Raw genomic sequence first — 14,979 nt, 5'->3', positions numbered from 1 at the left:
ATCCAATTAAAGTTTATTTGAGCTTCGAAATAATATTATCAATATTATGTTTATGGTTATCTTGCCATTGCTGCAATGACGTTTGCGCATCTTTGTCGGTGCGAGCTTTAGCAATTTCATATGCTGACTGAGCTTGGTCTTTAGGTACAACAGCTATCCCTTCTTCATCAGCAATAACGATATCCCCTGGATTGACCGTAACACCACCACATTTGATAGTTTGATTTAGGGGTGAGTAGGCTTTTTTGGCGGCAGGAAAAGGAATCACTCCACGGGCAAAAACAGGGAATTGAATGTCACGGGTTTCTGCCAAATCACGAATGACGCCATCAATAACAAACCCTGCAATTCCTCGCTGTTTAGCGATTGCACAAACGTTTCCGCCCGCTGCAGCAAACTGCGGATCAGACTTTACAACAATGATATCCCCTGGTGAAGCTTCATAGATAGCCGCATGTAACATTAAATGATCACCATCTTCGCAAAACACTGTAAAAGCAGGTCCAGCAATACGTGGGGGCTGTGGCCATAAACTTGATATTTTATAATCAATAAATTGCTCACGAGGTAATGCGTCAGCATATTCACATGGGGAGATTTGTTTGAATAAATTCATATCTAGCATAAATAATCACCTTATCTTTAAAATCTTAAAATGCAAAATTTGTCATTAACTTGAATAACCAATAACCGCAAATTCCAACCTGAACTAGAAAAAACACAAATCGAATCTGAACGGCAAGTACTGAGGTCGAAACAAGATGAACAATAGATTGTCCTAATCTTGCTGCCAGCAAGTAATACGCCAACGTATCAGTAATCGCTGAGGCGTTTGTTGCCAGAGCTGTCAGCATAGTGCCACCAATAAACACAAAACTTTCTGCACAATTAAGGTGAGCCCGAGTAAGTCGTTGCCCAAAATCAGGGGAATCTGAACCGTCGGCCTTGAACTGATTTGGTAATCGCTGTTTCTGACTCACCAAAAAGGTTCGATAGCTGGCTAATAAAATCAGTAAAAACACCGTCCAACTGATGTATCCGAGCAGAGCAATAATAGTAGCATTCATAGGTATTCCTTTATGCGGAGACATGTACGAAGACGTAAGTTACCCGAAATATCAACGAATTAGAAATTTGAATTGTTCTGTTACAGTTTTTAGTGATTTTTGTTGGTGGTTGGCGTTATTCTTTACCCCATTGATCATTAAGAAATATTCAGTTGGGACATTTAAGCATGAAACCTGTATTACCCCGTTGTTTAAATAGCATCAAATTAATATCCGCTATCGTCTTTATTATATTCTCGGTGAATGCAACCGCGGTTCAGTTAACTAAACAGCAAATTAACGATATCCTTTCATCTGTGGAAAGACCATTAGAAGACGCTAAACGAGATAAAGCTAGACTTCCCCAACAAGTATTATCTTTCACAGGCATATCTGCTGGAGATACGGTGTTAGATTTGCTGGCCGGTGGTGGTTGGTATTCTGAGCTCCTTTCCAGAGCTGTAGGTGAAGATGGCCTAGTTTATTTGCAAAACGACAGTGTTTATTGGAATTTTGGTGAAAAAGATATCATTCAAAGAACGAAAGACAATCGTCTTAGCAATGTGGTTAGACTCGACAATGTCGCCATTGCTGACATAGAGGTTGCTGATAAGTCGGTAGACATAGTGTTTACTGCCTTGGGATATCATGATTTATTTTTTACTAATACCGTCCGAGGGGGTAAATTAATAGAATTGCGCGAACATGTCGTTGATCATGTCAAAGTGCTAGAAAAACTGCATCGCGTGCTCAAGGATGATGGCATTATAGTGGTAATAGATCACATCGCTCAGGCTGGTTCAGGTTATGATGCAGCAAATACCCTTCATCGTATTGACCCGAACATTGTTAAACATCAATTTGCGCAAGCCGGTTTTACACTTGTCGAAGAGGCGTTTTATCTGAGAAATCCAGAAGATAATCACCAAAGCTCGGTTTTTTCCCCGTTGATTCGAGGAAAAACAGATCGATTCATTTATAAATTTAGTAAATAAGTCATTGATTGGAAGCTAAGAACTTAGTCTTAAGCAATTTAGTTAAATGTAAGGGAATTCAATGAAAATTTATATTTTAATGCTCGTAGTTATTGTTTTTGTATGGGGATGCTCTGATCCAGCGCCTGTTGAAGAAGAAAAGCAAGAAGCCCCGAAAATAGAAGACACCACCATTGAGCAGCCAGAAACTGAATCTCCTGAACTGGTGATTCCTCAAATTGAATCTCCTAAAGTGGAAGTTCCCAACGTAGAATCACCTACTACCAATCCTAAAACTGAATCGCCCGTTACTGAAACTCCGGCAACAGCATTACCGGATGTCACAACCGTGACTCGCCACTCAGGGCTTAAATTGGATAATATTAATACGGACATTAAACCGGGCGACGATTTTTTCAGATTTGCTAACGGTAAATGGTTAGACAAGGTTGAAATTCCATCAGATAAAGCCGGTTTAAATTCATTTCAGTTACTCGCTGATGAAGCTCAAGAAAAAGTTATGGCTATCATTAAAAAATCCTCAGAAGGCGATTTTGAAAAAGGTAGCAATGAGCAACAAGTGGGTGACTTGTACACATCTTACACCGACATGGAAAACCGCGACAAATTAGGCTTGACACCACTATTAACTGAATTAGCGGTAATTGATGAAATTCAGGATCAACAACAATTAGCGCGCTATTTTGCTTATGCCAACAAACACAGTTTTGGTACACCTTTCGCTATTGGCCAATATATTGATCTAAAAAACCCTAAAACTTACATGATTTACTCATGGCAGGCAGGTTTAGGATTACCAGATAGAGAATATTATACGAGTGATAAAGGTTCCTATCAGGAAATAAAAGGGAAATATCAGAAACACATTGCCAAAATGCTCGGATTAGTAGGATTGGAGAATCCCGAAAAAAACGCAAAAATTATTTTGGACTTAGAAACTAAACTAGCTTCTAAGCATATGAAAAAAGAAAAAACCCGAGATATGGTTGCACTATACAACAAAATTCCAGTAACCAAGTTATCTGAATTAATGCCTCAATTCGATTGGGCAGCAATGTTGCAAGAACTAGAATTAACTGACTTGGATGGCTTAGTAGTCACGCAACCCGATTACATGCGTGAGTTAGACAACATCATTGCTAAAACGCCAATCACAACTTGGAAAATTTATCTGAAATGGATGGTTATCAATCAGCAATCAAGCTATTTAACCACTGAATTAGATAAAGCAAATTTTGAGTTTTTCAGCAAAGTCTTATATGGGGTGACAGAGCAACGACCAAGATGGCGCAGAGGCGTTGATTTCGTAAATACTCACTTAGGTGAAGTGATAGGCGAGGTATATGTCAAAGAACACTTCCCACCGGCCGCCAAAGAACGCATGTTAGACTTAGTCAATAATCTATTAACAGCCTACGAAGTCAGTATCAAACAACTGGACTGGATGTCGGATGCCACCAAAGCGGAAGCGCTCGACAAACTATCCAAATTCACTGCAAAAATTGGCTATCCTGATGAATGGAAAGACTATTCAAAACTGTCTATTTCGAAATCTGACTTAGTTGGCAATATCAAACGCTCAGATGATCTGCAATGGCAGCAGATACTCGATAAACAGCCAGGTCCGGTACAGAAACACGAATGGGACATGACCCCACAAACCGTGAATGCCTATTACAACCCTCCGGCTAATGAAATTGTATTTCCAGCTGGAATTTTGCAGCCACCATTTTTTAATATGGAGGCTGACGATGCAGTTAACTACGGCGGTATTGGCGCGGTTATTGGGCATGAAATAGGCCATGGCTTTGACGATGCTGGCAGTACCTTTGATGGCGATGGTGTACTGCGTAATTGGTGGTCAGATGCAGATAAACAAGAGTTTAAAAAACGTACCAAACAACTTGTCCAACAATATAATAAATTTACCCCATTAAAAAACCTACATGTTAATGGTGAATTTACCCTTGGCGAGAATATCGGTGATTTAGGGGGACTCAGTATTGCCCTCAAAGCCTATGAATTATCTCTAGCCGACAAAGAAGCACCATTTCTCGATGGTTATACTGGACAACAACGTGTTTTCTTAGGTTATGCTCAGGTATGGGCAGCGGTGCAACGGGATGAAACATTACGTAACCAGGTCAATACTGACCCACATTCACCCTCAGAATATAGAGTGAATGGTGTGGTACCGAACGTGCCAGAATTTTATTCCGCATTTGATGTCAAAAAAGGTGACGCATTATTTCTAGCACCGAAAGATCGAGTGAAGATTTGGTAAAAGGATATTGCAGAACTAACTAAAAAGAGTGCTTTCGCACTCTTTTTTTTGGAAAAAATTAAAGCAACTTTCTGGCCTTAAATTTACGGCCTTTCATTTTACCTTCGTTAAATTGCTTCAAACTGCGTTTAACACTGCGAATTTTAACTGCGACATAGCTGTGGGTAGCTGTCACTTTTATTTTACCAATATCTTCGCCAGGAACATCCGCGTCTTTGGTTAATGCGCCTAATATATCTCCAGGACGTAATTTAGCTTTTTTACCGCCATCAATACATATTGTTTGGTACTCAGGCTGAATAATTCGATTCGCATGAAAACGAATAGCTTGAATCCCTTTCCATTCGACTTTTCTTTGCTGATAATCTTCGATGGCATTTGCCCGCGCCATTTCTTTAGGGGCACAAAGAGTTAATGCTAAACCTTCGGCGTCAGCTCGTCCCGTGCGACCGATTCGGTGAATGTGGACTTCTGGATCAGGTGTGATTTGATAGTTAATAACCGCGCCCACACCTTTCACGTCAAGACCTCTTGATGCAACGTCTGTGGCAATAAGCACCGATACGCTTTTATTGGCAAACCGGATTAGAACTTGATTGCGATCTTTTTGTTCTAAATCACCGTGTAACGCATCGACAGAAAACCCCATTTCAGTCAGAGCTTCTAATAGTTCGTTACAGGCAATTTTAGTATTACAAAATATTATCGCTGACTCGGGTTGAAACTCACTTAACAGTGCCGCAGTAGCCTTGATTCTATGAGATTCTTCAACTTCGAAAAACAATTGTTTTATTTTGCTTGTGTCATGGGTTGATTCCACCGTAATCTCAATTGGATTGCGCTGTATCTTAAGACTAATTTGTTTAATTTGGTCAGGATAAGTAGCCGAAAACAATAAGGTTTGTCGGTCTGTGGGCACAGCTCGAATGACGGTTTCCATTTCTTCCTCGAAGCCCATATCCAACATACGATCGGCTTCGTCTAACACTAGCGTATTGACTTCTTTGAGACTGAGTCGGCGTTTAGATAAGTGATCCATAATACGGCCAGGTGTACCGACAATAATATGAGCACCATGTGAAAGTGATCCAATTTGTGGGCCCATGGGCGTACCGCCACAAAGGGTAAGCACTTTCATGTTATCAATCATCCGTCCTACACGACGAATTTCTTCGGCAACTTGCTCAGCCAATTCACGAGTTGGACACATAACCAAAGCTTGAATTCTAAATCGATCCACATCTAGTCTATTTAACAAACCCAGAGCAAAAGCAACGGTCTTGCCACTGCCGGTTTTTGCTTTCGCTACGACATCCTTGCCTGCCAGAATTTTCGGTAGACTTTGTTGTTGAATTTCGGTCATCCCCTCAAATCCGAGGGTTTCCAAATTACTAACAAGTTCAGGTTTTAATGGCAAAGAAGAAAATTGGGTCACTAAAGTGCTCTCTTTAAAATAAGTTTAATTAATAATTACAGCGAGCTTGTGCGATCTAATTCAATCGCTTTTTCTAAGTTTGCTATATGTTCAGCCCTAGCTTTTAGTTTAGTCGCTCGGTGAGATTTTATATCTAAAGAAGCCATTGCGTAGGCTACTTTATTCACGGTTTTTTCGAATTTTTTGGGTTTTACAACTAAATCGAGGAACCCGGCTTCTAGTGCTTGTCCTGGGCTAAATATTTCTGCATTGATAACCGAACGATTAAAATAGCGAGGAGTTAACCTATTGCGGGCGAGTTCAATTCCAACTTGGTGCATCGTCATTCCGATAGCTACTTCATTTAGACCTATTTTGAATTCCCCATCTAACCCAATTCGGTAATCAGCTGATAATAAAAGGAACGCCCCTTTAGCCACAGCATGACCTGAGCAGGCTGCAATCACAGGCGTAGGAAAAGTTAATAAACGTTTTGATAACGTTGATCCTTTTTCCACAAGTTCTAAGGCTGACTCGTTACTGTGTTTCATCACACTTAAATCGTAACCCGCGCTGAACATGCCTGCTTTACCAGCTAAAACTACAACTTTCTGGTTTTTTTCTGCTTTGTCTAAACACAAATTAATTTGGTCTATCACTTCATGAGAAAGCGCATTGGCTTTTCCATTATCAATAGTGATAAGGGCATAGGCTTCTTGATTTTGATAACTTACAAGTTTGCTCATAATATGGTCCGATTATTTATTCCACAAATTAAGTACACCATCTTCCATATGCATAGGAATAGGCAACGTTTCGTATTGCTTTAGCCAATCTTTTGAAATTGTTTTAAATGCGTCAGAATCTTTATATTGTTCTGCCGCACTTTTTAATCTATTTACCAACTCCGGATTTGACCCTACTTTTGACAAAGTAAGATAGGTTATTGTTTTTTCGTACAAAAACACGCGTTCGAACTGATTACAATCTTTTCCTTGAACACGACAAAAATACTGAACTCCTGAATCCGAGAAAAATATTGCACTGGACTCTCCGCTTACGACACTATCGATTGCATCAGACCAACTTGAATAGACCTGAATATTCTTAGCATTTTGCGCTTGCAGCAATTTGTGGCGAACATCATTCTCCAATACCGCAATAGAGTCAAATGTAGATAACTGCTCGATGTTATTTAACGGTCTGACTATTTTTTGAGGGCTAAAAACAGAGTATACGTTCGCTGTTAATGGCGTAATCCAATGATAATTCTGTTCTCTCTCGGGAGTCCGAGTCAATGCGAAGGCAAGCACATTGGGCTTCGCCTTTGCTTCGAGTTCAAGACGTTTCCATGGGGCAAGTAATATTTGCTGCCGAATCCCCGCTGTAGCCAAAATGCCATTGACCTCATCGACCAAGAAGCCCTTTAGCTTTCCTTTTTCTGTCTGTTCAATAAAAGGCGCTTCAGGATATGCTAAGACCCAAAAATCTTTAGAATCTTGAGCAATCAACACGCCATTGTATAGCCCGATAGAGAGTATCAACAAATGACACTTTGTTACTGAACGTAAATTTACTGCGAGCAAAAGAAAATCAGCTGCTCGCGGGAGTTTGTTTAGCAAAGTGAATAACGGCTTAATTATCATTACTAAACGCTTTCTATTTTCCAATCAACCGTTTGTCCTGCAAAAAAGGGCACTATTGGATTCCCATTAGGAAGGATGATTTGTTCCGGTATTTGCCACTTATCTTTGACTAACGTAATAGATTGAGTGTTACGGGGCAGACCATAAAAATCAGCCCCATAGTGGCTACTGAAACCTTCAAGCTTGTCGATGGCGCCTAACTCATCAAATATTTGCGCATACAATTCAAGGGCACTCCAAGCACTATAACAACCTGCACATCCACATGCAGATTCTTTTCTGTGTTTTTCATGGGGAGCAGAATCTGTGCCTAGAAAGAATTTTTTAGAACCGCTGGCAACCACTTTTCTTAGTGCTTGTTGGTGGGTATTACGCTTAAGTACAGGCAAACAAAAGTTATGTGGCCGCACGCCACCAACCAACAAATCATTACGATTCAACAGTAAGTGTTGGGGAGTAATCGTTGCCGCAACATTGTCTGAGCTTTGTAACACAAAATCGGCAGCTTCAGAGGTAGTGATATGTTCGAATACAATTTTGAGGTGAGGAAAATTCTCAACAATTTTAGCGAGGTGCTGATCAATGAATTCTTTTTCACGGTCGAAAATATCCACATGGGCTTGAGTTACTTCTCCGTGAATTAACAATAGCATCTGCTGCTGTGCCATTTCTTCGAAGATTGGATACAGGGCTTCTATTCCAGCAACCGCCGCATCAGAATTAGTCGTCGCGCCTGCTGGATACAATTTAGCTGCCACAACACCGGCTTTTTTTGCATCAATGATGTCTTGTTTTGTGGTTTCATTGGTTAGAAACAAAACCATTAAAGGTTGAAAGTTGCTATTCGCTGGTCGAGCGGCCAAAATCCGTGATTTATAATCCATTGCCATTTTAGCAGTGGTAATGGGGGGTACTAAATTCGGCATTGCGATTGCTCTTTGAAAGCACCTAGCGGTCGCTGGAACCGTCTCTCCCAACATATCATGATCACGGAAATGTAAATGCCAATCGTCTGGGGCGGTTATCGTAATTTTATTCATCATTGGCCTATAGTATAAGTGTAAGCTAAATCTCTCCCCCTATTATGCCCGAAAAAATGCAAAAATAATCTTTTGCATTGCATAAATAGCATCTGTTATAAGGTAAAGATTAATTGTCGTTGTTGAGAATAACTGAAAATATGCAGCATCAGGTGTCGACATCTATCAGTCTTATTAATCTTGTGGGGCCAAAAAGCGCTCCAGTTACCCTTGCACTTAAAATGTTAGATCGCTTAGTCGGCGTCAAGAAAATGGACGCCCTTTATAAGCAACATCAAATGCAAGGGCTAAAAAAAGAACAATTTGCCGAGAAATTGTTACAGGTACTTAATATTGAAGTACTTGGCGGCGATTCTGTACAAAAAAACATTCCAAAGACTGGTCCCTTAGTTATTGCTAGTAATCATCCTTTTGGGGGCATAGAAGGGGTGATATTGTGTTTACTCATTGGCCAAATACGCCCAGATCTGCAAGTTTTGGCCAACCAAGGTTTAAAGCTTTTCCCTGAGCTCAAAGACTATTTTATCTTTACTAATCCGTTATCTGAGCGTGATCCTAAAAATACGCCCTCTATCCGCGCCAGCTTGAAACATGTTAAACAAGGCGGTGCTTTGTTAGTTTTCCCCGCGGGTCGAGTCGCATACTATCAGGGAGATAAAAAACGCATTAGTGAACATCATTGGAACCGCATAGTTGGGAAACTTATCGACTCTTCCCAAGCGCACTTTTTGCCAATCTTTGTAAGCGGTCAAAATAGTCCGTTATTCTATCGACTAGGGCGAGTTTATTTTCGTTTTAGGCTGCTCATGTTGGCAAGAGAGTTACTCAACAAAAATAACAGTCAAATTAAGATTACTTGTGGTTCATTGGTCAAACCCAACACTTATAAAGTGAAAGATAGTAAGCAACACGCTGCATTATGTAGAATTCAGAGTTATTCTCAGGATCCCCTTTGGAGAATGGATTGGCCCGATAATCAATCTGTTCAACAAGCACCTATAGCAGACCAAACCCCTTGGCAAGAAATTGCAAATGAATTGGCTTTGCTTCCTCAAGAGCAATGTTTATTGGTGCATAAACAGTTTTCAGTTTATTACGGCTTCCAGCATCAACTCCCCAAAACTGTGTTCGAAATTGCGCGTTTACGGGAATTAGTATTTCGCCAACATAATGAAGGCAGCGGTGAGCCAATAGATACCGACGCCTTTGATGCCACTTACACTCAACTATTTGTAGTCAACAACGAAAAGCAAAATATTATTGGCGCTTATAGAATGGGGCAAACCGACAAGTTGCTGGAACAAGGTGATATAACGCAACTGTATTTGGCACGTATGTTTAATTTTTCCCCAGGATTTGTGAACCAACAGCAGCCCTGCCTTGAGCTAGGTCGGTCGTTTTTAGTACCCGAATATCAAAAAAGCTTCCAAGGATTATTTTTATTATGGCGAGGGATTGGCGCATTCGTCTGTAAATTCCCCCACTATCGCACTTTATACGGCACGGTTTCGTTAAGTAAACTATATAACCCACGCTCAGTTGCATTAATACAGCAAGCCCTTGTGTCGCCAACTGAATCAGTAACCCCTCATAAAGAATTCGACTTTGCGCTGCATCCGGAAATCTCAGATTTTGCAAAAGAATATGATTTATCGACACATTTAACTACCTTATTGGCAGCAATAGAAAGTGACGGCAAAGATATCCCTGTTTTGGCTAAACATTATCTGAAACTCGGTGCTAAATTTCACTGTCTGGGAATTGACGGAAACTTCAATGACACGCCAGGATTGCTGCTAAGTGTTGAACTTCCTAAAGCCCCTGAAAAATTATTGAAGCTGTATTTAGGAGACGCTTGGAAACAATATGCGTCCTTTGAAGGTTAGTTAATCGACTTATTCGGGCTGAAGCCCAAACTACAATACACCCGTAGCATGGGCTTTAGCCCATGGATATTTACCAATCGCTGCAGCTAACGAGTGAAATGCTAGCGCCTATTCGGGCTTTAGCCCAAACTACAATACACCCGTAGCATGAGGCTTTAGCCCATGGATATTTACCAATCGCTGCTGCTAACGAGTGAAATGCTAGCGCCTATTCGGGCTGAAGCCCAAACTATTATTATGATTTTTTGGTATATGCACTGATGATCACAATTCGCTGACCATTGACTTTGCCTTCGATGTGTTCTGGATTGCTACTAAGGCCAATTCCACGCACTGCAGTACCTCGTTTAGCGGTAAAGTTAGCGCCTTTCACATTTAAATCTTTCACAAGGGTAACGGTATCACCCGCCTGCAGAACTGTACCGTTACAATCTAATGTTGGCTCGTCACTGTGCTCAACAAGACCAGACTCTGCCCACTTAAGCATATCTTCGTCCAGATATAACATGTCTAACAAATCCTGCGCCCAACCTTCAAAAGATAACTTTTTAAGCATTCGCCAGGCAACTATTTGCACCGCAGGGACTTGGCTCCACATGCTGTCGTTTAGACAACGCCAGTGAGTCATGTCCAGTTCAGCCTCGCCCGAAATTTGAGACTGGCATGTGCCGCAAACTAAAATACATTTATCTGCATGCGCCTCTTCTGGCGGGACTTCATATACGACAAGTGAGTCAGTTGCGCCGCACAATTCGCACGTTTGATTGCTGCGAGATAGAAGAGTTTGTTCTATAGACATGTTAAAACCTTTGTGGAATGGAATTTAAGCGGCGATATTATCCATAAAAACCATAAAATTTCTATGGTTTTTACACATTAGGCTAGGATTTTAGATTTAATTAAGCATTGGAAACTGCGGTTTTTCGCGTCTGTTCCCGCTGAAAAGAAACTGTTGCAGGGGCAACACCAAAGTTTTCTGGGGTACTTTGCCCTCTAAGTGACTGGATCACACTAAGTAATGAAAAATGATGAATGGCATGACTTGAGATGAATACCAACTCGCGCGCTAAAGTGGATTGAACTTGAACCTGTTCAACCTTGTTTGCACTGACTTCACAGCTAACTAATAAGTTAACATCAAGATCTTTTTGGCAAACAGAATCTAACCAAGTTTCGATTTCCTGCCACTCTTTTAGTGCGGCTTTGGGGCACCTTTCTGATTCCGAATGTCTATTTCGTTTATCATAATCAATTGATTTTATGGCGAGTCCGTTTTTTAGCGCCAAATAATGATCGAGAATATGCCGCATGTGCATACCTGCACTGCCTGAGAGATGAGGTTTTAAGATCTGCTGATATTCAGTCATATCAGTGTAAGTTAAAAATTGCTTGGCTTGGCGCACTACTTCAAGCTGACTTTCGAGCATGTTATTCCTTCCGCTTTCTTCTCATTCAGAGATTTGTTTTTAGCTAAGACCTTCATTCATAAATAATAATTTCAATTTTTTTGAATGATGTCTTTTATTAGTCACTGTTCATGGTCTACGAAGATTAATTTGGAAGTATCATAGCCAGCTGCACTGGCTTCAGTAATTAACATGTCTACAACCGATTTTGGTAAATTTTTGTCTCTACTCAATATCCATAAATACTCTCGGTTCGGTCCGCTTACCAAGGCATATTGGTAATCACGACTATCGAGGAAAAATATGACATAGCTAGAGTAAAAAGGACCGAAAAAAGATACTTTTAAATGTCCTACTGATTCATCATCAACAAAATAAGCCTTGCCTTTGGCTTCTTCCCATTCACCTTCTTCAGGGTTAAATCCCCGATTGGTAACACTGACACCACCATCTTCGAGTAGGGAATATTGCGCAGAGACAGCTTCTAAACCTTCTTCAAAACTGTGGTCAAAACGAGCGATTTCGTACCAAGTCCCTAAATATTTATTCAACTCAAAATTCTTGACCGGTTCTATTCCCTGAGGAATCGATGTGCATGAAGCAACGAACAAACTTATGATTAAAAGAAAACCGAGCTTAAATTTCATAAATACCAAACCTAATTAACTAAAAATGTCTAAACCTAGTAGTTTTAACGCACAAATAGCTTATTTGTATCACTTACATTGATTAAAAATTTAATTCAAAAGGTAGCGTTTATCTAAAAGTTTAGTTTCATTTCAAAAGTGGATTCAGCAAACCCCGCTTTTCGATAAGCTTTGATCGCTGATTCATTAGTGGCGTAAACATCCAGATAAAAATCATCCAAATTTTGTTCCCTGCCCCAAGCAATTAATGTTTGCATAATTCGTTTATTAATCCCCTGACCACGATACTCTTGAGCTACAAACATAAAGCCTAAATAAACATGATGATCGTGTTTATGGGCTCGTTTCGACTCTCGAATTTGCGCATAACCCGTGGCTATTATCTCGCCCTCGAATTCAGCTACCGCCAAATATGACGATGGACTGGTTATTAAATTTTCAATATCGTAATAAGTTGCATCTTTTGCTTTTAAAATCGAGTTAAAGGGACGTTCGGCCGCAATCAACTTTTGCTCTAATTCTATTAACTTTTCAAGGTCGCCTATTATCGCTTTTCGTATACTTATATTTTCCAACGGTTAAATTCACTCAGTCTATTTTAGTTAAAATGCACCTAATCAAAGGTTAAGTGTGAATTTAATGTAACTTTTCCAGTAACCATTGCAAAGTAATTTTAAGTAAAACCTCGTCTTCTGTTGCCGTTGGGTCGAGAACATTAAATACATGATCCGCCCCTTTCAATACTACCGCTTGAGCATCCTCAGAGCCTGCTGCCTGTATCAATCTAAGCGAAGATATAGGGTCAACAATAGTATCTGCACCACCAGCAATGGCTAAAACTGCACCAGGATAATTCGCCAGCTCAGTTAATGACTTCTGTTTTTTAACCTGCTCAAACCATTGCACACTTAAATTTAACGGTGCGCGCCACTCGAATGTTAATTCAGCCACGCCGTTATTTTTAGCTTCAGCATAATACTGCCCAAACTGGCTTGAAAACGGTTCACCACCATCGCCCGCAACCGATGACCAAGTTACCAGTGCAGCGAGTTCGGGATGCTCTATCACCAACAATTGCGCAATCAACCCGCCTTGACTAAATCCCAGTACCGCCAGAGAATCGGCTAGAATTTGCGGCTGTTCGATTAAAAACCCCCTTGCCATATCTGCATCACGCACTGCACTGGCTAATGTGTATTGACTATAGTCCACTTCACTATCGCCAGTACCCGCAAAATCAATTCTAATCGATGCGATATTATTGTCTCTTAGCCTTTTGGCTAATATCGCATATAAATCACCTACTTCATTTTTATTCGATGCAGTACCGTGGAGTAAAATTATCGCGGGATATTTGTCCATACCAGATGGAGCGGAGTAAATAGCGGGGATTTGATATTCACCATTATCTAAAAATAACGATGTCTCCCCACTTAAAACCTCTGTTGCCAAGAAAACTTGCAAACAAACTAAATACTTAATGATATTCATATATTTTAGGTTCACTGCCTTTTTGTTTTTAACACTCAATTAAAATTAGGTTGCGAACTTATAGGTAAATATTGTTAAGTCGAACTCTCTTAACTAGAGAGTTCTGTTCGCAGTATTTCTGCCCCTGCACTCAAAGCAGCAAGTTTAGCTCGTGCCACTTGTTGTGATAAAGGAGCCATGCCACAGTTGGTTGAAGGATAGAGCTTGTCAGCATCGACAAACTCTAAGGCTTTTCTTAAGGTACTAGCCACTTCCTCTGCTGTCTCTATTTTATTGGTTGCGACATCAATCGCCCCTACCATCACGTTTTTACCTCTAAGAAGTTCAATCAGGTCCATAGGAACACGAGAGTTTTGACATTCCAGTGAAACAATATCGATATTAGATGTTTGCAATTTGGGAAAGGCTTTTTCATATTGTCGCCACTCAGAGCCCAACGTCTTTTTCCAATCTGTATTAGCTTTTATGCCATAACCATAACAAATATGTACAGCAGTTTGACATTTAAGCCCTTCGATTGCCCTTTCCAAAGCAGCAATTCCCCAATCGTTTACCTCATCAAAAAACACATTAAATGCAGGCTCGTCAAATTGAATAATATCAACACCAGCTGCTTCTAATTCTTTGGCTTCTTGATTGAGAATTTTGGCGAATTCCCAAGCTAATTTCTCACGGCTTTTGTAATGGTTATCATACAGGGTATCTATCATCGTCATAGGACCTGGTAGGGCCCATTTAATCGGTTGATTGGTTTGCTGACGTAAAAATTTGGCGTCTTCAACAAAAACTGGCTTTTGACGAGCAACAGCACCAACGACAGTGGGTACACTGGCATCATAACGATCACGAATTTTAACGGTTTTACGTTTTTCAAAATCGACACCATCAAGGTGTTCAATGAAAGTTGTCACAAAATGCTGACGGGTTTGCTCACCGTCACTGACAATATCAATTCCTGCTTGCTGTTGATCTTGTAATGACAAGCGTAAAGCGTCTCGTTTCCCCTCAATTAGCGCTTCATCTTGTAATTTCCAAGGTGACCAAAGTGTCTCAGGCTGCGCAAGCCAAGAGGGTTTAGGTAAACTGCCGGCAGTTGATGTAGGTAATAGTGTTTTCATAATAAA

The 14,979-nt window shown here is 40.4% G+C and carries 15 protein-coding genes; 3 read left to right on the top strand and 12 right to left on the bottom strand.

Annotated features, from left to right (window positions below; all coding sequences use genetic code 11):
- Nucleotides 1–13: 13 nt before the first annotated feature.
- On the bottom strand, nucleotides 14–625 hold the full coding sequence (locus VUI23_RS02715) for an RraA family protein (RefSeq protein WP_342806728.1): 612 nt from the start codon (nucleotides 623–625) through the stop codon (nucleotides 14–16).
- A 25-nt stretch (nucleotides 626–650) separates the two neighbouring features.
- Nucleotides 651–1,067, bottom strand: a complete 417-nt coding sequence (locus tag VUI23_RS02710) for an MAPEG family protein (protein ID WP_342806726.1) — start codon at nucleotides 1,065–1,067, stop codon at nucleotides 651–653.
- A 167-nt stretch (nucleotides 1,068–1,234) separates the two neighbouring features.
- Between VUI23_RS02710 and VUI23_RS02705 the strand changes: the two genes are divergently transcribed.
- Nucleotides 1,235–2,041 carry a hypothetical protein gene (locus VUI23_RS02705; RefSeq protein WP_342806724.1) on the top strand — a complete coding sequence of 269 codons (807 nt, stop codon included), beginning with the start codon at nucleotides 1,235–1,237 and terminating at the stop codon, nucleotides 2,039–2,041.
- Nucleotides 2,042–2,102: 61 nt separating this feature from the next.
- Nucleotides 2,103–4,325, top strand: a complete 2,223-nt coding sequence (locus VUI23_RS02700; RefSeq protein ID WP_342806722.1) for a M13-type metalloendopeptidase — start codon at nucleotides 2,103–2,105, stop codon at nucleotides 4,323–4,325.
- Between the two features lie 58 nt (nucleotides 4,326–4,383).
- Here VUI23_RS02700 and dbpA read toward each other — a convergent pair whose 3' ends face one another.
- Genes dbpA through pyrC form a run of 4 tightly spaced genes read right to left on the bottom strand, consistent with a single transcriptional unit; the run spans nucleotide 4,384 to nucleotide 8,425 of the window.
- Nucleotides 4,384–5,760 carry an ATP-dependent RNA helicase DbpA gene (gene dbpA / locus VUI23_RS02695; protein ID WP_342806720.1) on the bottom strand — a complete coding sequence of 459 codons (1,377 nt, stop codon included), beginning with the start codon at nucleotides 5,758–5,760 and terminating at the stop codon, nucleotides 4,384–4,386.
- A gap of 35 nt (nucleotides 5,761–5,795) precedes the next feature.
- Entirely contained in the window at nucleotides 5,796–6,485 is a 690-nt protein-coding gene (locus tag VUI23_RS02690) for a crotonase/enoyl-CoA hydratase family protein (RefSeq protein ID WP_216049810.1), read from the bottom strand.
- Between the two features lie 12 nt (nucleotides 6,486–6,497).
- Nucleotides 6,498–7,409 carry a transporter substrate-binding domain-containing protein gene (locus VUI23_RS02685; RefSeq protein WP_342806718.1) on the bottom strand — a complete coding sequence of 304 codons (912 nt, stop codon included), beginning with the start codon at nucleotides 7,407–7,409 and terminating at the stop codon, nucleotides 6,498–6,500.
- Nucleotides 7,388–8,425, bottom strand: a complete 1,038-nt coding sequence (pyrC, locus tag VUI23_RS02680; RefSeq protein ID WP_216049808.1) for a dihydroorotase — start codon at nucleotides 8,423–8,425, stop codon at nucleotides 7,388–7,390. Before pyrC ends, VUI23_RS02685 begins: the two co-directional genes overlap by 22 nt.
- 152 nt (nucleotides 8,426–8,577) lie before the next feature.
- On the opposite strand from pyrC, the gene VUI23_RS02675 reads away from it, so the two are divergent.
- Complete coding sequence (locus tag VUI23_RS02675) at nucleotides 8,578–10,311, top strand: lysophospholipid acyltransferase family protein (RefSeq protein ID WP_342808230.1); 1,734 nt, start codon at nucleotides 8,578–8,580, stop codon at nucleotides 10,309–10,311.
- A 235-nt stretch (nucleotides 10,312–10,546) separates the two neighbouring features.
- On the opposite strand, the gene VUI23_RS02670 is transcribed toward VUI23_RS02675, so the two are convergent.
- The 6 genes from VUI23_RS02670 to VUI23_RS02645 form a co-directional block, all read right to left on the bottom strand.
- Nucleotides 10,547–11,110, bottom strand: a complete 564-nt coding sequence (locus VUI23_RS02670) for an alkylphosphonate utilization protein (protein ID WP_216049807.1) — start codon at nucleotides 11,108–11,110, stop codon at nucleotides 10,547–10,549.
- Between the two features lie 100 nt (nucleotides 11,111–11,210).
- Nucleotides 11,211–11,738, bottom strand: coding sequence for a hypothetical protein (locus VUI23_RS02665; protein WP_342806716.1), 528 nt, complete (start codon nucleotides 11,736–11,738; stop codon nucleotides 11,211–11,213).
- 101 nt (nucleotides 11,739–11,839) lie between these two features.
- Nucleotides 11,840–12,364 carry a lipocalin family protein gene (locus VUI23_RS02660; RefSeq protein WP_216049805.1) on the bottom strand — a complete coding sequence of 175 codons (525 nt, stop codon included), beginning with the start codon at nucleotides 12,362–12,364 and terminating at the stop codon, nucleotides 11,840–11,842.
- A gap of 113 nt (nucleotides 12,365–12,477) precedes the next feature.
- Complete coding sequence (locus VUI23_RS02655) at nucleotides 12,478–12,939, bottom strand: GNAT family N-acetyltransferase (RefSeq protein ID WP_252729356.1); 462 nt, start codon at nucleotides 12,937–12,939, stop codon at nucleotides 12,478–12,480.
- Between the two features lie 61 nt (nucleotides 12,940–13,000).
- On the bottom strand, nucleotides 13,001–13,855 hold the full coding sequence (locus tag VUI23_RS02650) for an alpha/beta fold hydrolase (protein WP_342806714.1): 855 nt from the start codon (nucleotides 13,853–13,855) through the stop codon (nucleotides 13,001–13,003).
- An 89-nt stretch (nucleotides 13,856–13,944) separates the two neighbouring features.
- Nucleotides 13,945–14,973, bottom strand: coding sequence for a methionine synthase (locus VUI23_RS02645; RefSeq protein ID WP_216049803.1), 1,029 nt, complete (start codon nucleotides 14,971–14,973; stop codon nucleotides 13,945–13,947).
- Nucleotides 14,974–14,979 lie beyond the last annotated feature (6 nt).

Origin of the sequence: Alteromonas sp. M12, assembly GCF_037478005.1 — a bacterium.
GTDB classification, from domain to species: domain Bacteria; phylum Pseudomonadota; class Gammaproteobacteria; order Enterobacterales; family Alteromonadaceae; genus Aliiglaciecola; species Aliiglaciecola lipolytica_A.
Note: the sequence above shows the minus strand (reverse complement) of the source record. Positions and strands in the feature narration are given on the sequence as shown.